Source organism: Pseudomonas sp. HN2 (assembly GCF_020736465.1).
Classification (GTDB): domain Bacteria; phylum Pseudomonadota; class Gammaproteobacteria; order Pseudomonadales; family Pseudomonadaceae; genus Aquipseudomonas; species Aquipseudomonas moraviensis_A.
The window spans coordinates 4,268,314-4,290,706 of sequence record NZ_CP085885.1; the positions used below are offsets into that span (position 1 = coordinate 4,268,314).

Sequence of the window (22,393 nt, forward strand, 5' to 3'; positions counted from 1 at the left end):
AAGCTGTTCGCAAGGCGTAACAGGATCATTATGCCAGCAGCCCATGACATTCCTCCGCATGTCGAGGATTGCATTCTGCCCGATCCCTGCCACGCCTACACGGATATATAAATCAAGAAGTTGCTGCTACCGATCGAAATCTCCCAGCGCGTGCGACAGGCAATAAAGAAATAACTCAGAAAGAGTGACACTCCCCGCACCCAAGCCTAAAATGGCGTGTTTTTTTGATCAACAATCTGGTGCTATTAATGCGCAATGGTTCAGTAAGTATCGCCGTGTCGGACATCATCGCCGCGACGAGACGGTACGCTTTAGTAGGGATGCTAGGCTGGCAGGACGTTCGACAGCGCTATAGAAGGTCGGCACTCGGACCGTTCTGGCTGACCATCAGCATGGGTGTCATGATCGCCACGATCGGCGTGGTTTTCGGTCAGATTTTCAATTCTCCGATTCAGGAATTCCTGCCCTTTCTCGCTATCGGCATGATTCTCTGGAGTTTCATGTCCACGGTGATCACCGAAGGCTGCACCGGCTTCATTGCCGCCGAAGGCATCATCAAGCAACTACCGATCCCCCTGTTTGCCCACATCATGCGCATGATCTGGCGCAACATCCTGATTCTGGGTCACAACATCGTGATCTTTCCACTGGTACTGCTGGCCGTCGGCAAGCCGCTGACGTGGCTGGCCCTGATCAGCATTCCGGGTTTTTTCCTGGCACTGCTCAACTTGACCTGGATCGCCCTTCTGCTGGGCATTCTGTGTGCGCGCTATCGTGATCTGCCCCAGATTGTCGGAAGTTTGTTGCAAGTCGTGTTTTACCTCACGCCAATCATGTGGATGCCAAGCTTGCTGCCGCAACGGGCAGGTCTGTACCTGCTCGATCTCAACCCGGCCTACCATGTCATGTCGGTGGTTCGATCACCGCTGATCGGGCAGTTGCCAACCGCCACCAACTGGTGGGTTTCCCTGGGCATGGCCGTCGTCGGCTGGGCTTTCGCGCTCGTGGTTTATGGCCGTTACAAGCGCCGCATCGCATACTGGCTCTGAGAAGAACGACTAATGTCCTTGATCGAATTCAAAAATGTCTGTGTAGATTTTCCGATCTATAACGCGAACGGGCGCTCGCTGAAAAAGCGTCTGATGCAAGTGGCTACCGGCGGTCAGTTAGGTGCGGATCAACAGGGTCGAGTGATTGTCAGAGCTCTCGAAGACCTGACGTTCACACTTCGCGACGGGGATCGGGTCGGTCTCCTTGGACACAACGGCGCCGGCAAGAGCACGCTGCTGCGCTTGCTCAGCAGCGTGTACGAACCTTCCTCCGGCACCGCCGTGATCAAGGGAGAAATCGGCTCGTTGATCGACATATCACTGGGTACGGATCCGGAGGCGACCGGCCGGGAAAACATTTTCCTGCGCGGCGGCATTCTTGGCATGACCAAGTCGGAGATCGCTGAAAAGCTCGACGAGATCATCGAGTTCTCGGAGCTTGGGGATTTCGTCGACATGCCGATCCGTACGTATTCGTCAGGGATGCACTTGCGTCTGGCGTTTGCAGTTTCGACGACGATAAAACCGGAAATCCTGTTGATGGACGAATGGCTTTCGGTGGGCGATGAAGGCTTCAAGCACAAAGCCGAAATCCGCATGAACGAGCTGGTGAAATCGACCAATATCCTGGTGATTGCCAGCCACTCGCGCGAACTCGTCATGCACACCTGCAATCGAGTGCTGTGGCTGGAGCACGGGAAAATAAAAATGGATGGCGACCCGGCGACGGTCACCGCGGCTTATTTCGGAGCTTGAGGCAGATGAACAGCATTAAGCGCAACGGCGTGGATATACAGGTGGCTTTCACGCTGGCCTCCAGCCGCCTGCACGCCAAGAACATCATTGAAACGGGCGGTGATGTCCCGGCGGAGGTCGTAGCGACCAAGCCAGGCATGAAACTGATCGTACGCCACTATACGAAGCAGGCGCTTGTGCGTATTGCGCATCGCCTTGTCAGAGCGGCCCGACCGGTCACCCGTCCGCTATTGTTCCGCCTGCGCAACTACTTCACCTCCACTCTCCGCCAGGAGATGCTGGAAGAGTTCACCAAACTGCAGAAGATTCAGTACCAGCAGCACCAGCAGATTGTTCTCGAATTCCAGCGCCTGGCGAACTCGGCGAAGATCCAGACCCGACTGTCGCAAAAAATCTTTTCCGGCCAGCACTCGCTGGAAAGCCTGCAACAACAACTGGACCGTATCGAACAGAAATGTCCGGGTGCCGACCGTCAAGCGGCTGTCGATTCGCTTCAGGACGACGCCGCGGCCGCTCCTCGACAAGCCAGAGGTGAAGGTGCATGAAAAGTGAAGTGATCGTCGTCGGTGCCGGTGGGCACGCCAAGGTGTGTATCGAATTGCTGCGCGCCCAAGGCGATAGCGTCGCTTACTGCGTAGGTAATCCGGACAGTCCGGATACCTGCCTGGGGGTTCCCGTACTTAAGAATGACGAACACCTCGCCGCGCTTCGCAAGGACGGCTACGAAAAGGCGTTCATCGCGATCGGGTCCAATTCAGTGCGAAACAAGCTGGCCGCGAAGGCGACCCAACTGGGGTTTGGCCTGGTCAATGCGATCAGTCCGGCAGCAGTGGTATCGCCTTCAGCTACCTTGGGGAGGGGAATTGCCGTCATGGCTGGCGCCGTTATCAATGCCGAGGCGAAGATTTCGGATCTGTGCATCGTCAATACCGGCGCCACTATCGATCACGATTGCGTGATTGGCGAGGCGGTCCATGTCGCTCCGCAATGCGCGCTGGCGGGCAATGTGCATGTGGGCAATTTCAGCTTTATCGGTGTCGGCAGCAAAATCATCCCCGAGGTTCATATTGGTGAGTCGGTGATGGTAGGTGCCGGCAGCGTCGTCATTTCGAACATCGGGTCGGCAACCACAGTCGTAGGCGTGCCAGCCAAAGCTCTACACAAAATTTGAAGGAACAAGCATGAATCGTATTTCTGTTGCACAACCGAAGCTTGCCGGAAACGAACGTAAGTATGTGCTGGATTGCCTGGATACCAACTGGATTTCCTCGAACGGCAAATACATCGGCGCCTTCGAAGAAAGCTTCGCAGCATTCTGCGGCGTCAAGCATGCGATCGCCACCAACAACGGCACTACTGCACTGCACCTGGCATTGGTCGTGCTCGACCTGCAACCGGGCGATGAAGTCATCATCCCGACAGTGACTTACATTGCCACCGCCAATGCCGTGCGCTACTGCGGAGCGACGCCTGTACTGGTGGACGTGTGCGCCGATACGATGAACATCGATCCGCAGACCATCGAAAGCAAGATCACCGCGAAGACCAAAGGCATCATCCCGGTGCACCTGTACGGTCACCCGGCGCAGATGGATGTCGTCAACGAAATCGCCCGCAAACACAACCTGTGGGTGGTGGAAGACGCGGCCGAAGCTCATGGCGCCGAAGTCAAGGGCAGCAAGGTTGGCAGCCTCGGCACGTGCGCAACCTTCAGTTTTTTTGGCAACAAGATCGTCACCACCGGTGAAGGCGGCATGATTACCACCAACGATGATGAGCTGGCGGCGAAACTGCGCCTGTTCCGTGGTCAGGGCATGGATCCTAAGCGTCGTTACTGGTTTCCAGTGGTCGGCTACAACTACCGCATGACCAACATTCAGGCAGCCATCGGTCTGGCGCAGATGGAAAACATTGACACTGCCCTGGCTGATCGTGATCGGCTCGCTGGCTGGTACAACGAAGCGCTGGCCGACCTTGCTGGCAAAATCGTGTTGCCGACCGAGGCTTCCTGGGCCAAACAGGTTTTCTGGATGTACAACATCTTTCTGAGCGATGGCGACGAGCACAAACGTGACGAAGTCATGCAAAAACTTGATGCCATGGGTATCGAAACCCGCCCGGTCTTCTACCCGATGCACGTGCTGCCACCGTACATGGAAGACAGCACCTACCCTGTTGCAGACTTGTGGTCGGGGCGGGGCATCAATCTGCCGACGCATCAGGACCTGACTCAGGATGACATCATCAGAATTGCAGCCAGCCTGCGTGAGGTCCTGGCCGACTGATGAAAATCGCCCTTTGCTCCACATTCGTGCCCTTCATCAGAGGGGGCGGAAGGAATATCGTCGACTGGCTGGCCTCTACACTGACGGCTGCCGGCCATCAGGTCGAAGTCATCTACTTGCCCGAACTGGATGCGCCGGATCTGTTGTTTCAACAGATGATGGCGTTGCGTTGGGTCGATCTGCAGAGCGCTGACCGGGTGATATGTTTCCGGCCACAGTCGCACCTGATTCCCCATCCGCACAAGATCCTCTGGTTCATCCATCACATTCGTGCGTTCTACGATATGTGGGACAGCCCGTACCGCGATTTCCCGGACGATGCCAAGCATCGCGCAATTCGCGATGCGCTGGTGGATGCCGATACCCGAGCCCTGGGCGAAGCAAAGGCGATCTTCACCAATTCGAAGGTCGTATCCAAGCGACTCAAGACCTACAACGACTTCGATAGCGAGGTGCTTTACCCTCCGGTCTTCGAGTCGGAGCGTTTTTTTTGCGCTGGCTACAACGATGAAATCGCTTACATCTGCCGCCTCGAACATCACAAGCGCCAACACCTGCTGATCGACGCACTGAACTATACGACGACGCCGGTCCGCCTGCGGTTGCTGGGAACGGGCGCGGGTCCTGACTACGGCATCGCCCTGCGAGAAAAAATCGAAGAGTACGGCCTTTCGGACCGAGTGACCCTGGATGATCGCTGGATCACCGAAGAAGAAAAGGTCGCGCAGTTGTCAGTTTGCCTGGCTGCCGCTTACCTTCCGGTTGATGAAGACTCCTACGGCTATCCCAGCCTCGAAGCCAGTCACGCGGAAAAACCGATCCTCACCACTACCGACTCGGGTGGCGTTCTGGAGTTGGTGCAGGATGGCTACAACGGTTATATCGCCGAGCCGACTCCAGAGTCTCTGGCCGTTGCGATGGACAAACTCTACCGGGATCGAAGTCTGACCGAAGCGATGGGCAAGAATGCCCGGCAGCGCCTGGTTGACTTGAAAATTTCCTGGTCACATGTGCTGGAGCGTCTGTTGGCATGAAAGTCCTGATTGTGAACAACATGGCTCCGTTCATCTGGGGCGGCGCAGAAGAATTGGCGGTCAATCTGCAAAGAAACCTGCTCATGGCCGGTCACGACGCCGAAGTCATGCGCATCCCGGCTCAGTGGGAACCGGCATCGCGCATCCCCTCGCAGATGTTGCTGACCCGCACGCTGGAAATCTTCAATACCGATCACGTCATCGCCTTGAAATTCCCGGCGTACCTGGTTCGCCACCACCGCAAATCACTGTGGCTGCTGCACCAGTATCGTCAGGCCTACGACCTTTACGACGTCGGCCAGACCAACCTGCCGGCAGACAAAAGCGGCACCGACATTCGCAACGCCATTATCAACGCGGACAACGAAACATTCGCGGAGAGCCGCAGCATCTACACCAACTCCGAAGTGACCAGACAGCGGTTGTTCAAGTACAACGGCTTCGACTCGCAGGTGCTGTTGCCGCCCGTAAACGATCCTGAAGCATTCACCGGCGGTGAATATGACGATTACATATTTGCCGGCGGACGCGTCAACGGCATGAAGCGTCAGCACTTGCTGCTGCGAGCACTTGCCAAAGCCGACAAACGGGTCAAGCTGGTCATTGCCGGGCCTCCCGAGTCGCACGCCGACACGCTGCAATTGCATTCGATCATCAATGAGTTCGGCCTGCATGATCGCGTCAAACTCGACCTTGGCTTCCTGCCTCGGTCCACCTACGTCAATTATGTCAATCGTGCACTCGCCGTTGCTTACATCCCGTTCGATGAAGACTCCCTGGGTTACGTCGCGATGGAAGCCGCCACTGCGCGCAAGGCACTGATCACGACGACCGACAGCGGTGGCATCCTGGGCCTGGTCAATCCGCAGGAGTCCGGATGGCGAGCAGAGCCCACTGCAGAAAGTCTGGCCGAAGCGATGAATGCGGCGTTCGAAAGCAAAACCCGAACCATCGAGTACGGCGAAGGCGCGGAGGCGCTGTGGAACACCCTGGGCATCAACTGGCCCGAGACCATAGAGGCGCTACTTAAATGAAACTGGTCATTTTTACCCCCGGCGTCAAATCCTCCGCCATCGGAAGGATGACTCGTCTCGTGGTTCGCGCCCTGCTCAGTCAGCAGCACCACATTGTGCTGGTGCGCACTGAAAGCCCGCATGTTCTCGACAAAGAGGCTCATGACTTCGGTTGCACCGTCATTGCCTGGACGGATGAAGAACGGGTTAGCACCGAAGTGGCCGACGCTGACTGCCTCGTCTACCAGATCGGCGACAACTACGAGTTTCACGAAGGTGGCGTGGCCTGGCTTCACAAAGCCCCAGGCATCGTCTGCCTGCATGACTTCTTCCTCGGCCATCTTTTCTGGGGCTGGGCGCAGCAGCGGCGCGATGAAGCCCATCACATCCTGACGCAGTGGTACGGACGCAGAATCGCCACCGACTACTTCAACGTCAGCGACAGTACGACCTTCATCAACTCGACGCGAGAAACCGCACCGCTGACCGAATGGATCAGTTCGATGGCCACCGGCGTGATTACCCATAGCAACTGGGGATGCAAGCGGGTAATGGCCGCGTGCGCGGGTCCGGTTTTCGTGACACCGCTGGCCTACGACGCTCCCGGGGCCGTCGATGTGCAACCGGTACACAATGACAATCGCAAGTTGCGCTTGTTGACCATCGGCCACGTCAACCCCAACAAACGCGTGGAAAGTTGCATCAAGGCGATTGCCAGCAACGCCTCACTTCGAAAGAACGTGAGTTACCGTCTGGTGGGGGCGATTCTTCCGGATGTCGAACGGAAATTGACCGAAATGGCCGCCAAGGCCGGGGTCGAGCTGATCATTTCCAACGAAGTCGATGACGCCCCGTTGTCAGAGGCCATTCGCGAAGCTGACGTCATCAGTTGCCTGCGCTGGCCCAGCCTCGAAGCTGCGTCGGCCTCTGCGATTGAAGCGATGCTCTACGGTAAAGCCACCATCGTTACCAACACTGGCTTTTACAGCGAACTGCCCGATCAGTATGTATTGAAGGTATCGCCTGAAAGGGAAATAGAAGATCTGAAGAAGATCCTTCTATCACTGCGCGGCAGCCCCTCCTCGGCGATCGATATCGGCAAGCAGGCGCAAACGTGGGCACAGGATACATTCACGGCCGAGAACTACGCCCACAAACTTGCGCAGGCTGTGCCTGTCGCGCTTCGGGCGAAGGTCATCATTTCAGCGGTCGACCATTTTGCGACCATCATCGAGAAATGGTCAGCGAGCCCCGAATTGCTCGGTACGCCCGAGATTCTCAAGTCGCTGAATCTGTTCAACACCAATACGATTGCCTGAATACCAGCATGCGGTGGATCGCCCCTGATCCACCGCATGCTGTAATCGTTACTTCAGGCTATCGAAAACAAACTGCGCCGTCTCTTTCCAGGCAACGGGTTTGTAATCACGTTTGATCGCCGCTTCCTTGGCCGCCAGCGCCAGCGGATCGAAAGCATATTTGTGCAGTTCAGCGACCCACGCCGACACATCCCACGGCTCCAGGTAGTCCAGCAGATGCCCGCCTACTTCCGGAATCGAAGCCGCATTGGAGGCCAGGCAATACTTGCCGGCAGCCAGACTTTCGGCAACAGGCAACCCCCAGCCTTCATACAAGGAAGGGAACGCGGTCATCATGCAGTTGCGATACAGATGCATGAGGTCAGAGTCCGAAACGTTGTTGAGAATCCGTATGTAATCCCGGGTTCTCGGGTCAAGGGAGATGTCCGATAACAAGTCACCCACGCCCCAACCCGGCATTCCGACGAAGACCAGTTTAGGCAGATCCTCAACACCGCTATCGATCAGGCGCGTATAGGCGCGATATAGCACTTCGTGGTTCTTGCGGCGCTCGATCGTGGAAACGAACAGCACGAAACGCTCTTTCAACAATGTTTCGACGTCGGGGCTGACGGTGTCGCTCAACTCGTGGGATAGCTGGCAGCCCAACTTGACCACCGCCGTTTCAGGAATCGGCGCACCCAATTCATCGAGCAACGCGATCAGATCCTTGCGCGTGCATTCGGAAATGCACAGGATCTTGTCCGCGCACCAGGCGACGTCAGCAAAGTAATTGGCAAACTTGGCCGCAACATCACCCACGCACAAGTGTGGCAGCCTCACCGGAATCACGTCGTAGCAGAAGAGAATGACGCGCAAACCGACCTGCTTCTTCAACTCATAGAGATGCGCAAGGTCTTTATTGTCCCAGTCCAGCCCCACCGATATGTAGCTGTCGCCTTTGGCAAAGGGATGGCCGCCACTGTGCACTTTGCGTGACGAAGGATTGAATACATGGCTGCGCTGGGCCGGTTTGAAAAAAGCCCGTGCGGCCGAGATCAAATGGCGGACGCCGATCACCGCTTCAACGATGGAGGTACGGCGCAGCTGGAAAAACTGATAGATACGCCCGCTCAACTTGGGGGGCAGGCGGTTCAGTACCTTGGTCGCCTTTTCTTTCAGGCGCGCCTCTATCGAACGTTTATGGGTAGCGCCCGCAACTGTCCGGCCTGGCGCTGCTGCGTGAGCCCCGGAAATTCTCTTCAGGGTCGCTGCCACGTCGGCCGCATCGATCGCGCTGTATCCGGTGGCATGACTGAAGAAGCAGAACTTCACCTCTTCCCCCGCCGCAATCAGTTCGAGCGCATGGGCCGCAGCCTCGGCCTCGGTACGAATAATGCCTACGGCAGGCCGACGCCAGCCAAGAATGGTTGTTACATCAAACCAAGTGGTCATGCTTGCGCCTTCTGAACGATTACGTCTGCCGCTGTACGCGGAATTGATTCCAGACTCCGAGCCCACGTCAATGGCTCGCGCGATGCTCTGTCCGGGCCGTCACCACTGATCGTCGCAGGCCCGGTGAGACGCGCGCGGATTGCCGCATGAAACTCGTGTGGCGTACGCGCAACACTGAGCTCGGGAAGCAGAAGATGCTGTTCAAAACCACGAAATGCCGCTTCGGTACCGATGACGTACTTGCCAGAGTAAATGGCTTCCGCGGTTTTGATATTCGAGCCGCCACCGTGGGGGATCGGTAACAGAAATGCGTGCGCAAGTGTCTTGACGGCGTCCAGATCTTCGTCCGGCAGCATGTACAGCAGTTGCAGGCGCGAAAGGTTCAGTTGTCCCCAGCGACTGTCGCGAAGTGTGGTTTCGAGGTGCTCACATACACTGCCGACCACCACCAGTTTGCTGTCCGGAGGAATGCACGCCAGAGAACTGCCGAGGCATTCATTGAAACCCTTGAAGTTGGGCGGATGGGCACTGGCAACATAGAGAATCCAGGGCGACTGCGGCAGCCGCTCCTTCCAACTGGCGAGCAACTCCGCCCTGGCCGACCACGGCGCGATACCGTTGGACGCCAGCAGCGGTCTTTTCGCGCCCCAGGCCTTGAGAATATCGAAATCGGCCTGGGTTACCGCCACGGCGATATCTGCTTCCAGCGTCGCCTTGCGCTCGAGCGTCTCGATGTCGGCGATCACCGATTCGGCGCCCTTGATGCCGTAGCTGTCGAGGATCTCCTGCTTCAGCGGAGCCTCGATGTTCTGCGAGCCGTAAATGAGGCAGGCATTGGCGTATTGCGGCATCTGGCGGATCTTCAGCACCAGCGGCCATAGCCATGGCTGCTCGACATGAATGACGTCGATCACTGGCGGCAGTTTCTTGAGAATGTCAGCGAACCCGCCCTGCTCCGACGCTGCGAATTCCCCGGACAGCAAATCGTTGATCAATGGCACGTACGTGCCCTTGTATTTCCTGAAGTCGCTGCCAGCCGGAAAGCTGACATCGTTGGCACCCAGGGTAGATGGCGGATAACCTTCCGGCTCATAGACAGCCAGATGAGTCACATCCCAACCATTTTCGCGAAAGGTCTTGGCGATGTTGGCGACCCGGACCTGTCCGCCGTGGCGGGGACTGGCAATCGGGTACGTGCTTAGCAATAAAACCGTTTTCAAAATGGCAACCTATAGAAATGATGTTTCGCAACCCGCGCCCGCATCGCTGTGCTTCGCTCACCAAAGCACCGGCGCCGCTGAATACCAGACGGGCGAAGCTTCAAGCACCTTTGATCAACAACTCGATCTCTTTCAGACGCGCCCACATCAACGCCTGATCGCCACGGGTCTCGACGTTGAGGCGCAACAGCGGCTCGGTGTTGGAGCCGCGCAGGTTGAAGCGCCAGTCGGCAAACGACACGCTGATGCCGTCAGTCCTGTCGAGCGCGGGATTGAGCGGCAGGAAATGCTCCAGGACTTGGTGCAGCATCGCCGGCACATCTTCAACGCGATAATTGATCTCGCCGGTGCATGGATAAGCGGCAATACGCTCATCGACCAGTTGCGCCAGGCTCTTGCCAGTGCTGGACATCAGGGCCGTGACCAACAACCAGGGGATCATCCCGCTGTCACAATAGGCGAAATCACGGAAATAGTGGTGGGCACTCATTTCGCCGCCATAAATGGCGTCCTCGATACGCATGCGCTCTTTGATAAAGGCATGTCCGGTCTTGCACAGCACCGGTACACCGCCAGCTTGCTCGACCTGCTCGATGGTGTTCCAGGTCAGCCGCGGGTCATGAATGATCTTGCTGCCCGGGTGTTGCTTGAGCAACATTTCCGCCAACAGACCGACCAGGTAATAACCTTCGATAAACCGGCCGGTTTCGTCGAAAAAGAAACAACGGTCAAAATCCCCATCCCACGCCAGCCCCACATCGCAGCCATTTTCAAGCAATGCCTGGCGCGTCAGCTCGCGATTTTCCGGCAGCAGGGGATTGGGCACGCCATTGGGGAAGTGACCGTCCGGCTCGGCATTGATCAGCGTCCATTCGAATGGCAACTTGCCCATCAACTCCTGCAGGACCGGCCCGGCAGCACCGTTGCCAGGGTCTGCCAGGATCTTCAGCGGCTTGAGGTCCGCCACGTCGATGTAAGTCAGCAGGTGATCGATGTAACGGCTTTTATCGAACGCCTCACGCACGTTACCGACGGCATCCGCCAACGCGCCAAGGTCACCACTCTCTACCCGATCACGGATGGCGTTCAGCCCGGTGTCACCGCTGATGGGCCGTGACTGCGACTTGACCAGTTTCATCCCGTTATAGCCTTTGGGGTTGTGACTCGCCGTGATCATTACGCCACCGTCGGCATTGAAGGCACTGGTGGCGAAATAGACTTCTTCAGTTCCGCATAGTCCGATATCGATGACATCGGCACCTGCCTCTCTCAGACCACGGCTCATCGCCTCGGCCAGCATCGGACTTTCCAGTCGCATGTCCCGCCCCAGCACGATGCTTTTGGCTTGCAACTCGACGACCATGGCCCGGCCGATCCGGTAAGCGACATCCTCGTTCAGATCGACCGGTACTTCACCACGGATGTCATAAGCCTTGAAGCAGCGGGTCTTGATAGGGGTATGCATTTCGATCTCTTGCCTGGGAATCCGAGACAGCCGCCGGTAAATGCCGCAGCTGTGAATCATCGATAGGGAGTGAAGTCGCGTGAAGCCACATGCAAATAAGCCCGACCGGTAAAAAATCGCCGATCAGGCTTAAGGCTGCAACCCGCTGTTATTTGTCGACGCGGCCGTAGTTGTCTTCGAAGCGGACGATATCGTCTTCACCCAGATAATCGCCGCTCTGCACCTCGATCAGCACCAGGTCAATGACGCCCGGGTTCATGAGGCGATGCTGGTGACCGGCACGGATGAACGTCGACTCGTTGGTGTTGAGCATCAGTTCCTGCTGGTCGTTGACCACGACCGCCATCCCGCTGACGACGATCCAGTGTTCACTGCGGTGATGATGCATCTGCAGCGACAGCGACGCCTTGGGCTTTACGACAATCCGCTTGATCTTGAAGCGTTCGCCATTTTCCAGGGTCGTGTAGGTACCCCATGGACGGTGGACCGTACGGTGCAGCAAATGCACGGTGTGGCTGCACGCCTTGAGCTGATTGACGATGTGTTTCACGTCTTGAGCGTGATCCTTATGAGCAATCATCACCGCATCAGGCGTGTCGATGACCAACAGGTCTTCCACACCGACCAGCGCAGTCAGACGCCCTTCGCTGTTCACATAATTATTGCGCGAGCCATGGGACAGCACTTCGCCTTCAAAGCGGTTGCCGTTTTCATCCGGCGCAGTCAGTTCGCTCACCGCGTTCCATGAGCCGATGTCACTCCAGCCGATGTCACACGGAATGGTTGCGACTTTCTGGGAACGCTCCATCAATGCATAGTCGATGGAAATATCCGGCACCTGCGCAAAGCTTTCGCTGTCCAGCGCCAGGCAACGATATTTGTTGGAGGAAGTCAGGCGAGACACCTCGATGGTCTTTGCAACCGCCTCGACAACGTCGGGGGCGTGCAGCCGAAGCTCTTCCAGGACGGTGCCTACACGGAAACAGAACATGCCCGAGTTCCAGAAATAGTTGCCGGCACTGACGTAGTTCTGTGCAGTCTCCAGATCAGGCTTCTCGACAAACCGGGCGACCTTCAGCCCGCCTTTGAGCGGCGCCTCTTTCTGCGCCTCGATGTAACCGAAACCGGTTTCCGGATAGGTCGGCTGAATGCCAAACGTAACCAGCCAGCCTTCACTGGCCAGCGCCACGGCATTGGACACGGCCGCGGCAAAGGCTTTTTCGTCCTGGATCAAATGATCGGCGGCGAGCACCAGCATGTGTGCATCGGGACCATGGGTGGTCTCCAGTTGCAGAGCCGCCGCCGCCACTGCCGCTGCAGTATTTCGCCCAAAGGGTTCGAGGATGAAGCCTTGCGCGTGCCTGGCCGTGTTGACGACGCCGTATTCATCTTCAGTCTTGAACAGCAACTCACGATTGGTCACGGTGAGGACTTCCACCACACCGTCCAGCCGTGAGGCGCGCAGGAACGTCTTCTGGATCAGATTCTGACCATCCGGCAACTCCATGAAGGGCTTGGGATGGGCTTCTCGGGACACAGGCCACAACCGGCTGCCCACTCCGCCAGACAAAATTACGGGAATCAGTTCCATGCTCAAAGTCCTTAACCCTCTCTCCCGCCAATGATTGTCAGGAAAGCAGTCTCAATTATGTTTGCAATCGAACTGCACCAAACCCAGTGCAGAATCCTTGCCCCGCCTCTCGATCTCAAGACAACGGGACTGATGACACATGCGCCCTCGCGAGCGCGGAATACGTTGCGTAATTGCCTGCCATTCTACATCGCCAATCGCAATTGATACCTCGACAGAATGCAACAAACAGCGCTCGATAAACCGCGCCCGTCAACGTGCTGGCTGATCGAGCAGCTTCTGCAGATATTGCCCGTAGCCGGTTTTCTTCAGGCGCAGCGCCTGAGCTTCGACTTGCTCTGCGCTGATCCAGCCGTTGTGGTAGGCGATTTCTTCAAGGCAAGCGACTTTGAGCCCCTGACGGTGTTCGATAGTGTGGACGAAATGCCCGGCTTCCAGCAGCGAGTCATGCGTACCGGTATCCAGCCAGGCAAAGCCGCGCCCCAACATTTCGACGTTCAGGGTTTTCTGTTCCAGATACGCGCGATTGATGTCGGTGATTTCCAGCTCGCCTCGTTCCGACGGCTTGATGTTCCTGGCGATTTCGACAACCTGGTTATCGTAGAAGTACAACCCGGTCACGGCGTAGTTGGATTTCGGCTTCAGTGGCTTTTCTTCGATGCTCAGCGCACAGCCATTGGCATCGAATTCCACCACTCCGAAACGCTCCGGGTCGGACACGTGATAGCCGAACACTGTCGCGCCTGAGGGCTGAGCGTTGGCAGAGCGCAGGTTTTCAGTGAAGTACTGACCGTAAAAGATATTGTCGCCGAGAATCAGGCAGCAAGGGTCGCTACCGATAAACGACTCGCCGATGATGAACGCCTGCGCAAGGCCGTCCGGGCTCGGCTGCTCGGCATAACTCAACTCGATGCCATACAGACTGCCGTCACCCAGGAGCTTGCGGAAATTGGGCAAGTCTTCAGGCGTCGAAATGATCAGGATTTCTCGTATGCCCGCGAGCATGAGCACCGACAACGGATAGAAAATCATCGGCTTGTCGTAGATAGGCAACAGCTGCTTGGACACCCCCAGCGTGACCGGATGCAAACGTGTCCCGGAGCCACCTGCCAGAATGATGCCTTTACGATTGGTCTTGATCATTTATTCAGAATTTCCCTGAGCATTCGGGTTACACCACTTTGCCAATCCGGCAAGTGTAGAGAAAAAGTAGCGCGCAGCTTTTGAGTATTCAGTCGCGAGTTCAGCGGTCGGTGTGCGGGCGTCGGAAACGCAGTGGTTTCGACCGGCTCGATAGCCTTCACCGCGAGTAATTCACCATTGGCTTTAGCGAAAGCGATCACCTCGCTTGCGTAGCCATGCCAGGACACTTCACCAGCGGCTGCCAAGTGGTACAACCCCGCCAGCTCGGGCTGTTGCAGGGCCTGGCGAAGCGCCTGAGCCGTTACGTCGGCAATCAGATCTGCACCGGTAGGCGCACCAATCTGATCCGCGACCACGCTCAACGTTTCGCGATCGGTGGCCAAGCGCAGCATCGTCTTCGCGAAGTTGTTACCGCGAGCGCCATAAACCCAGCTGGTACGGAAGATCAGGTGCTTGCAGCCCGATGCAGTGATTGCCCGCTCGCCGGCGAGTTTGCTGGAGCCATAGTGGTTCACCGGCGCAACGGCATCGGTTTCCCGCCACGCGGCAGTGCCCTGGCCATTGAAAACGTAATCGGTTGAGTAATGAACCAGCCAGGCACCGGAGGCGGCGGCTTCTTCAGCCATAACACCCGCTGCAATGCCGTTTACACGGTCAGCCAACTCGGTTTCCGATTCGGCTTTATCAACGGCAGTGTAAGCAGCAGCGTTAACGATAACGTCGGGCTGCACCTGCCGAATCGTCGCGCGAAGAGCCTCGGGATTCGACAGATCGCCATTCAATCCATCGGCCTGATGGCGATCAAGTGCAATCAACTCTCCAAGCGGAGCCAGAGAGCGTTGCAGCTCCCAGCCCACCTGACCGCTCTTGCCCAGCAACAGAATTTTCATGCGTTGTTCGAGCGATCCGTGTAGTTCTGATCGATCCACTGCTGATAGCTGCCGCTCTTCACGTGCTCAACCCAATCAGCGTTGTTCAAATACCACTCAACCGTCTTGCGGATTCCGGTCTCGAAGGTCTCTTCAGGCGCCCAACCCAATTCCCGCTGGATCTTGCTGGCATCGATTGCATAACGCTGATCATGCCCCGGGCGATCCTGCACATAGGTAATCAGGCTGGCATGGGGACGATGGGCCGAATCAGGCCGCAACTCATCGAGCAACGAACACAGGGTATGCACCACGTCGATGTTCTGTTTTTCGTTGTGTCCACCGATGTTGTAGGTCTCACCGATGACGCCTTCGGTGACGACTTTGTACAACGCACGAGCATGATCTTCGACATACAACCAATCGCGAACCTGATCGCCTTTGCCGTACACCGGCAGCGGCTTGCCTTCAAGTGCGTTGAGAATGATCAGCGGGATCAGCTTCTCAGGGAAGTGACATGGGCCATAGTTGTTCGAGCAGTTGGTCACCAGCGTAGGCAAGCCATAAGTGCGTGCCCAGGCACGAACCAGATGATCGGAGCTGGCCTTGCTCGCCGAGTAGGGTGAGCTTGGTTGATAAGGCGTGGTTTCGGTGAAGAGGTCTTCCGGACCTTCGAGGTCTCCGTAAACTTCGTCAGTCGAAATGTGGTGGAAGCGGAAGCGCGCTTTACGCGCATCGTCCAGCGCGGCCCAGTAGTGGCGCGCGGCCTCGAGCAGCGTGTAGGTACCGATGATATTGGTCTGGATGAAGTCGGACGGGCCCGATATCGAGCGATCGACGTGGGATTCTGCGGCCAGGTGCATGATTGCATCCGGTTGATGCTCACGCAGAACGCGGTCGATCTGCTCACGATCACAGATATCGACTCGCTCGAACGCATAACGCGAATTCTGGCTGACTTCCGCCAAGGACTCCAGATTGCCGGCGTACGTGAGTTTATCGACGTTAACGACTGCATCGGAAGTGTTGGAGATGATGTGACGGATGACTGCCGAGCCAATGAAGCCGGCACCGCCGGTAACTAGAATTTTCACGCGAAGCGATACCCTTGAGCTGCGGACAGCGCTGCTAGCGAGCGCGGTCTAATCCATGAATGCAGAAGCCACTATCAGTCGGCATCCGTCAGAGTCAGTCTGAATCGACATGCAGAAGGCACGATCGAACAAGGGACGCATTTTACAGCTTAATGATGGTTTTACTAATGGATAAAGGCAGGCCGAGGCGCAATTTCGACAGATGCCTTGCGCCTGCCGTTTTCAGACCATTCGCTTGCGTGCGGCTCTGGACGAACGCCCCAGAAACCAGCCCAATACCGGGCCGATCAGCATGCCAATCAGCAGCGCCAACACTGCAACCACCGAGACTGGCAACTGCGGGCCGGAAAAACCCAGAAACAAAAGCGCAACCGATTGCTGGTTCTCCAGTACAAACGCCAGAACAACCAGAACCATCAACAGAAGAAATACGCCAAGCAGTATGCGTTTCAGATTACGCATTCACACGCCCTCGAATTTGAATAGCGAAGATCAAGCGCCCTCCTCCTCTTCCTCGTTCACGCGGTCACGCAACTCCTTGCCTGGCTTGAAATGCGGAACGAATTTGCCGTCCAGACTGACAGACTGGCCGGTCTTTGGGTTACGGCCGACGCGGGGCGCGCGGTAGTGCAGGGAGAAGCTGCCGAATCCACGGATCTCGATGCGATCACCGGTGGCAAGGCACTGAGACATTTGTTCAAGCATGGTCTTGATAGCCAGCTCAACATCCTTGGATGAGAGTAGCCCTTGATGGGTGACAATTCGTTCGATCAACTCCGACTTCGTCATATTTTTCCCTTCTTTTTCAAGCAGCTAGATCAGCGCTTGAAAGGTTTTAGCATGCCCCGAAGAATTTGAACAGCCCAGGGATTGACATATCTTCCCCCGCGTTAAAACGCCCATTTTCAGGGCATCGAACCCGCGAGCCGGAACGCTGCGCACCTAGCGACACATCACCAGCATGGTCCGGGTGACAAAGCCTGCGGGATTGAAGCCGAACGGATAGTCGTCTTCATCTTTCGCATCATCAGAGCGGGTGATGACCTTGTAGCCTTTGCCCTTGCACTCTTTAGCCGCACGCTTCTGGCACTTCTCCCAGCTGGAACCGAGCCCCGAACAGTCGACTTCGATACCGCTGACACCACGTACTGCATGGGTCTTCGCACTGGTGGCACAACCTGCCAGCGCCATTACCATTGCAACAACAAGTAACTTGTTCATCCACTTCCTTATGCCAGGCAAGCCCGACGACTACACGCTCAAGACCAAGCTTAGTCGCGAATAGGCGATTGATCCGATTAAAGAAACAGACCCACAGGCGGACGCAATGGTTTCATGCACGGGCGTACAAAGACCAAATCGCAGACACAAAAAAGGGCGACCGAAGTCGCCCTTTTTCATGATCAAGCAGAACTTAGTTCTGTTTGGCCATTGCTTGACGCAGCAGTGCCGCCATAGTGGTGTCAGCTGCTTCACCTTCCGGAGCTGCTTTCAGGCTCTGGATGGCTTCTTTCTCTTCAGCATCGTCTTTCGACTTGATCGAGAGCTGGATTACGCGGCTCTTGCGATCAACGCTGATGATCTTGGCTTCAACTTCCTGGCCTTCTTTCAGAACGTTGCGCGCGTCTTCAACGCGGTCACGGCTGATTTCGGAGGCTTTCAGGGTAGCTTCGATGTCGTCGGCCAGAACGATGATGGCGCCTTTGGCGTCAACTTCTTTCACGGTACCGGTCACGATAGCGCCCTTGTCGTTAACCGAGACGTACTCGGAGAACGGATCGCTTTCCAGTTGCTTGATGCCCAGGGAGATGCGCTCGCGCTCCGGGTCAACCGACAGGATGACAGTGTCCAGCTCGTCGCCCTTCTTGAAACGACGTACGGCTTCTTCGCCCACTTCGTTCCAGGAGATGTCGGACAGGTGAACCAGACCGTCGATGCCGCCGTCCAGACCAATGAAGATACCGAAATCGGTGATCGACTTGATGGTGCCGGAGATCTTGTCGCCCTTGTTGAACTGGCCAGAGAAGTCTTCCCATGGGTTCGACTTGCACTGCTTGATGCCCAGGGAGATACGACGACGCTCTTCGTCGATGTCCAGAACCATGACTTCCACTTCGTCGCCGACTTGTACGACTTTCGAAGGGTGGATGTTCTTGTTGGTCCAGTCCATTTCCGAAACGTGTACCAGGCCTTCAACGCCTTCTTCCAGCTCAGCGAAGCAGCCGTAGTCGGTCAGGTTGGTTACACGAGCGGTTACGCGAGTGCCTTCTGGGTAACGGGCTTTGATAGCAACCCATGGATCTTCGCCCAGTTGCTTCAGGCCCAGGGAAACACGGTTGCGTTCGCGATCGTATTTCAGAACCTTGACGTCGATTTCGTCACCAACGTTGACGATCTCGGAAGGATGCTTGATGCGCTTCCAGGCCATGTCGGTGATGTGCAGCAGGCCGTCCACGCCACCCAGATCGACGAATGCGCCGTAATCGGTGAGGTTTTTGACGATACCTTTGACTTGCTGGCCTTCCTGCAGGGATTCCAGCAGAGCTTCACGCTCGGCGGAGTTCTCGGCTTCGAGGACGCTGCGACGGGAAACGACAACGTTGTTGCGCTTCTGGTCCAGCTTGATGACCTTGAATTCCAGCTCTTTGCCTTCCAGGTGCGTGGTGTCGCGCACAGGACGGACGTCAACCAGGGAACCTGGCAGGAACGCACGGATGCCGTTAACGTCGACAGTGAAGCCGCCTTTAACCTTACCGTTGATAACGCCCTTGACCACTTCCTCGGCTGCGAAGGCTGCTTCCAGAACGATCCAGCATTCAGCGCGCTTGGCTTTTTCACGGGACAGCTTGGTTTCGCCAAAGCCGTCTTCAACCGAATCCAGAGCAACGTGAACTTCATCACCAACGTTGATGTTCAGTTCGCCAGCATCGTTGTAGAACTGCTCAAGCGGGATGAGTGCTTCAGACTTCAGACCAGCGTGAACGGTTACCCAGCGAGCCTGGTAATCGATATCAACGATAACACCGGTGATGATGGAGCCTGCCTGAAGGTTCAGGGTTTTCAGGCTTTCTTCAAAGAGTTCCGCAAAGCTTTCGCTCATTTTAATTCCTGTAGATGAGGGCGAAGTAAACGCCCATCTCCACACCCCAGACGGTGTGGGTTAGTTTCATTTAAAAGAAGCACCGCAGGACTATGACTGGTCCCCTGCGGCCCTCTTGGTCACCCGGCGATATCGCGAATGGCGATCTCGCTCATGATGCGTTCAAGCACCTGATCGATGGAAAGCTCCGTGGAATCCAGCTGAATCGCGTCGGCCGCCGGCTTGAGCGGGGCTACTGCGCGCTGGGTGTCACGCTCATCGCGTGCACGGATCTCATCTAGCAGACTCGACAGACTAACACCCTCGACTTTGCCCTTCAACTGCAAATATCGACGGCGCGCCCGCTCCTCGGCACTGGCGGTCAGGAAAATCTTCAGCGGTGCATCCGGAAAAACCACCGTACCCATGTCGCGACCGTCAGCCACCAGGCCTGGCGCTTCCTGGAATGCGCGCTGGCGCTGCAGCAGCGCCTCGCGCACGGCGGGCAGCGCAGCCACTTGCGAGGCACCGGAACCGACGCTTTCAGTGCGAATGACATCGCTGACTTCATCGCCTTCCAGAATGATCCGCTGTAACTGACCTTCGGTCGCGGCGATGAACTGCACATCCAGATGAGCGGCCAATGTCTTCAGCAGCTCTTCGTTGGTCAGGTCGACGCCATGATTGTGCGCAGCGAACGCGAGCAAACGATAAAGCGCACCGGAATCCAGCAGGTTCCAGCCCAGACGCTTGGCCAGAATCCCGGCGACCGTGCCTTTGCCGGAGCCGCTTGGCCCATCGATGGTGATGACCGGTGCAATGTTTTTCACGACTGAGCCTCTTGTGCCACACGAATGCCGACTTGCCCGCACAGCGCGAGGAAGTTGGGGAACGAGGTCGCGACGTTGGCGCAATCGTGGATACGGATCGGTGCGGTAGCGCGCAACGAGGCAACGCTGAAAGCCATGGCAATACGGTGATCGCCGTGACCGTGCACTTCACCGCCGCCGATCGGGCCGCCGTCGATGATGATGCCGTCCGGGGTCGGTTCGCACTTGACGCCCAGCGCCAGCAAACCGTCCGCCATGACCTGGATCCGGTCGGATTCCTTGACCCGCAGCTCTTCGGCGCCAGTCAGCACGGTCCGCCCTTCGGCGCATGCAGCAGCGACGAACAGTACCGGGAATTCGTCGATCGCCAGCGGCACCAGTTCTTCCGGAATCTCGATACCTTTGAGTCTAGCTGCCCGCACGCGCAAGTCAGCCACTGGCTCACCGCCGACTTCGCGCTGGTTTTCCAGAGTGATATCAGCGCCCATCAAACGCAGGATGTCGATCACGCCAGTACGGGTCGGGTTGATACCGACGTGCTCCAGCACCAGTTCGGAACCCTCGGCGATCGAGGCCGCGACGAGGAAGAACGCCGATGACGAGATATCGCCCGGCACTTCGATGTGAGTTGCAGTGAGCTTGCCGCCGGACTCGACCGAAGCCGTGGCACCGTCGACGCTGACCGGATAGCCGAAGCCACGCAGCATGCGCTCGGTGTGGTCACGGGTCGGTGCTGGCTCGGTGACGGTGGTCTTGCCTTCGGCGTACAGGCCGGCGAGCAGCAGGCAGGATTTCACCTGAGCGCTGGCCATCGGCATGGTGTAGGTCAGGCCTTTGAGCTTGTGGCCACCGCGAATGGTCATCGGCGGACGACCTTCAGCGGCGGTTTCGATCACGGCGCCCATTTCCCGCAGAGGATTGGCCACACGATTCATCGGACGCTTGGACAGCGACGCGTCGCCGGTCAGGGTGCTGTCGAAGTCCTGCGCCGCCAGCAGGCCGGAGAGCAGGCGCATCGAGGTGCCGGAGTTGCCCAGATAGATCGGGCCCGGCGCCGGTTTCAGGCCGTGCAGGCCGACACCGTGAATGGTCACGCGGCCGTGGTGCGGGCCTTCGATGACCACGCCCATGTCGCGAAACGCCTGCAAGGTCGCCAGGGCGTCTTCGCCCTCGAGGAAGCCTTCGACTTCGGTGACGCCTTCGGCCAGCGAGCCGAGCATGATCGAACGGTGGGAAATCGATTTGTCACCCGGTACGCGAATCCGACCGGACAGGCGGCCACCAGGTTGAGCCAGGAAGATCAGATCGTTGGAATTCATAGCGTCCACATAGGCCCTGCGGGCCAGGATTTTACTGAAATGCTCGCGGGCAACCCGGGCGCGCGTGAAAACGCCCAACAATTGGTGCCCATCCCCTGCATCGACCGCGTCGCGCAAGGCGTCGAGGTCGCTGCGAAATGTATCGAGTGTGCGCAGGACAGCCTCGCGGTTGGCGAGGAAGATGTCGTGCCACATCACCGGGTCGCTTCCGGCGATTCTTGTGAAATCGCGAAAACCACCGGCAGCGTAACGGAAGATCTCCAGATTTTCATTGCGCTTGGCCAACGAATCGACCAGACCGAAGGCCAGCAGGTGCGGCAGATGACTGGTCGCGGCAAGCACTTCGTCGTGACGCTCGACCTGCATGTGCTCGACATCGGCGCCCAGCTCGCGCCACAGGCGATCGACCAGCGCCAGCGCGGCAGGATCGGTCTGCTCGAGCGGCGTCAGGATCACCTTGTGCCGGCGGAACAGCTCGGCATTCGAGGCTTCCACTCCGCTCTGCTCGGAACCGGCAATCGGGTGGCCCGGCACGAACCGCGCCGGCATGCCGCCGAACGCTTCGGTCGCCGCGCGCACCACATTGCCCTTGGCGCTGCCGACATCCGTGAGGATCGCCTGCCCCAGATCCATTACAGCCAGACGTGCGAGCAGTTTTTCCATCGCCAGAATCGGCACCGCCAGCTGAATCACATCAGCGCCGACGCAAGCTGCCGCCAAGTCGTCTTCACAGCGATCGACCACACCCAACTCGACCGCGAGCTTGCGCGATTGCGGATCCAGATCGACGCCGACCACTTCACGGCACAGGCCGCTCTCACGCAAGCCTTTGGCAAACGAACCACCGATCAATCCCAGACCGACCACCACAAGGCGACCGATCATAGGTGCAG

21 protein-coding genes are annotated in these 22,393 nt (G+C 57.4%); 8 read left to right on the forward strand and 13 right to left on the reverse strand.

Annotated features, from left to right (window positions below; translation table 11 throughout):
• The first annotated feature begins 224 nt into the window (after nucleotides 1-224).
• From LIS66_RS18815 to LIS66_RS18850, 8 genes are read left to right on the forward strand one after another with little or no spacing between them, the layout of a single operon-like run.
• Nucleotides 225-1,049 (forward strand): ABC transporter permease, encoded by an 825-nt coding sequence (locus tag LIS66_RS18815; RefSeq protein WP_227972800.1) that lies wholly within the window; start codon nucleotides 225-227, stop codon nucleotides 1,047-1,049.
• 12 nt (nucleotides 1,050-1,061) lie between these two features.
• Entirely contained in the window at nucleotides 1,062-1,805 is a 744-nt protein-coding gene (locus LIS66_RS18820) for an ABC transporter ATP-binding protein (protein ID WP_039760008.1), read from the forward strand.
• 5 nt (nucleotides 1,806-1,810) lie between these two features.
• Nucleotides 1,811-2,350: a hypothetical protein gene (locus LIS66_RS18825; RefSeq protein WP_227972801.1), complete on the forward strand. Its 540-nt coding sequence runs from the start codon at nucleotides 1,811-1,813 to the stop codon at nucleotides 2,348-2,350.
• Nucleotides 2,347-2,976, forward strand: a complete 630-nt coding sequence (locus LIS66_RS18830; RefSeq protein ID WP_042607926.1) for an acetyltransferase — start codon at nucleotides 2,347-2,349, stop codon at nucleotides 2,974-2,976. The genes LIS66_RS18825 and LIS66_RS18830 overlap by 4 nt, the downstream gene beginning before the upstream one ends.
• A 10-nt stretch (nucleotides 2,977-2,986) precedes the next feature.
• On the forward strand, nucleotides 2,987-4,090 hold the full coding sequence (locus LIS66_RS18835) for a DegT/DnrJ/EryC1/StrS family aminotransferase (RefSeq protein WP_042607927.1): 1,104 nt from the start codon (nucleotides 2,987-2,989) through the stop codon (nucleotides 4,088-4,090).
• Entirely contained in the window at nucleotides 4,090-5,124 is a 1,035-nt protein-coding gene (locus tag LIS66_RS18840) for a glycosyltransferase family 4 protein (RefSeq protein WP_227972802.1), read from the forward strand. Before LIS66_RS18835 ends, LIS66_RS18840 begins: the two co-directional genes overlap by 1 nt.
• Entirely contained in the window at nucleotides 5,121-6,158 is a 1,038-nt protein-coding gene (locus LIS66_RS18845) for a glycosyltransferase family 4 protein (RefSeq protein WP_042607929.1), read from the forward strand. The genes LIS66_RS18840 and LIS66_RS18845 overlap by 4 nt, the downstream gene beginning before the upstream one ends.
• Nucleotides 6,155-7,456, forward strand: coding sequence for a glycosyltransferase (locus LIS66_RS18850; RefSeq protein ID WP_227972803.1), 1,302 nt, complete (start codon nucleotides 6,155-6,157; stop codon nucleotides 7,454-7,456). The genes LIS66_RS18845 and LIS66_RS18850 overlap by 4 nt, the downstream gene beginning before the upstream one ends.
• A 48-nt stretch (nucleotides 7,457-7,504) precedes the next feature.
• Here LIS66_RS18850 and LIS66_RS18855 read toward each other — a convergent pair whose 3' ends face one another.
• The 13 genes from LIS66_RS18855 to LIS66_RS18915 form a co-directional block, all read right to left on the reverse strand.
• Nucleotides 7,505-8,956, reverse strand: a complete 1,452-nt coding sequence (locus LIS66_RS18855; protein WP_227972804.1) for a glycosyltransferase family 4 protein — start codon at nucleotides 8,954-8,956, stop codon at nucleotides 7,505-7,507.
• Nucleotides 8,887-10,110 (reverse strand): hypothetical protein, encoded by a 1,224-nt coding sequence (locus LIS66_RS18860; protein ID WP_155400884.1) that lies wholly within the window; start codon nucleotides 10,108-10,110, stop codon nucleotides 8,887-8,889. Before LIS66_RS18860 ends, LIS66_RS18855 begins: the two co-directional genes overlap by 70 nt.
• Nucleotides 10,111-10,210: 100 nt before the next feature.
• The gene (locus LIS66_RS18865; protein ID WP_227972805.1) at nucleotides 10,211-11,575 is read right to left on the reverse strand and encodes a phosphomannomutase; all 1,365 of its coding nucleotides are present in this window, start codon (nucleotides 11,573-11,575) and stop codon (nucleotides 10,211-10,213) included.
• Between the two features lie 148 nt (nucleotides 11,576-11,723).
• On the reverse strand, nucleotides 11,724-13,166 hold the full coding sequence (locus LIS66_RS18870; protein WP_042607933.1) for a mannose-1-phosphate guanylyltransferase/mannose-6-phosphate isomerase: 1,443 nt from the start codon (nucleotides 13,164-13,166) through the stop codon (nucleotides 11,724-11,726).
• Between the two features lie 252 nt (nucleotides 13,167-13,418).
• Nucleotides 13,419-14,309 (reverse strand): glucose-1-phosphate thymidylyltransferase RfbA, encoded by an 891-nt coding sequence (rfbA, locus tag LIS66_RS18875; protein WP_227972806.1) that lies wholly within the window; start codon nucleotides 14,307-14,309, stop codon nucleotides 13,419-13,421.
• Complete coding sequence (gene rfbD, locus LIS66_RS18880; protein WP_227972807.1) at nucleotides 14,306-15,199, reverse strand: dTDP-4-dehydrorhamnose reductase; 894 nt, start codon at nucleotides 15,197-15,199, stop codon at nucleotides 14,306-14,308. The genes rfbA and rfbD overlap by 4 nt, the downstream gene beginning before the upstream one ends.
• A complete protein-coding gene (gene rfbB, locus LIS66_RS18885; RefSeq protein ID WP_042607936.1) occupies nucleotides 15,196-16,272 on the reverse strand; it encodes a dTDP-glucose 4,6-dehydratase in 1,077 nt (358 codons plus the stop codon). The genes rfbD and rfbB overlap by 4 nt, the downstream gene beginning before the upstream one ends.
• A 222-nt stretch (nucleotides 16,273-16,494) precedes the next feature.
• Nucleotides 16,495-16,734: a LapA family protein gene (locus LIS66_RS18890; protein WP_042607937.1), complete on the reverse strand. Its 240-nt coding sequence runs from the start codon at nucleotides 16,732-16,734 to the stop codon at nucleotides 16,495-16,497.
• Nucleotides 16,735-16,764: 30 nt separating this feature from the next.
• The gene (ihfB, locus tag LIS66_RS18895; RefSeq protein ID WP_007950920.1) at nucleotides 16,765-17,061 is read right to left on the reverse strand and encodes an integration host factor subunit beta; all 297 of its coding nucleotides are present in this window, start codon (nucleotides 17,059-17,061) and stop codon (nucleotides 16,765-16,767) included.
• Nucleotides 17,062-17,214: 153 nt separating this feature from the next.
• Nucleotides 17,215-17,493: a hypothetical protein gene (locus LIS66_RS18900; RefSeq protein ID WP_064361504.1), complete on the reverse strand. Its 279-nt coding sequence runs from the start codon at nucleotides 17,491-17,493 to the stop codon at nucleotides 17,215-17,217.
• Between the two features lie 193 nt (nucleotides 17,494-17,686).
• Entirely contained in the window at nucleotides 17,687-19,372 is a 1,686-nt protein-coding gene (rpsA, locus tag LIS66_RS18905; protein WP_016770920.1) for a 30S ribosomal protein S1, read from the reverse strand.
• 119 nt (nucleotides 19,373-19,491) lie between these two features.
• The gene (gene cmk / locus LIS66_RS18910) at nucleotides 19,492-20,181 is read right to left on the reverse strand and encodes a (d)CMP kinase (protein WP_024013869.1); all 690 of its coding nucleotides are present in this window, start codon (nucleotides 20,179-20,181) and stop codon (nucleotides 19,492-19,494) included.
• The gene (locus LIS66_RS18915) at nucleotides 20,178-22,385 is read right to left on the reverse strand and encodes a bifunctional prephenate dehydrogenase/3-phosphoshikimate 1-carboxyvinyltransferase (protein ID WP_042607971.1); all 2,208 of its coding nucleotides are present in this window, start codon (nucleotides 22,383-22,385) and stop codon (nucleotides 20,178-20,180) included. The genes cmk and LIS66_RS18915 overlap by 4 nt, the downstream gene beginning before the upstream one ends.
• Nucleotides 22,386-22,393 lie beyond the last annotated feature (8 nt).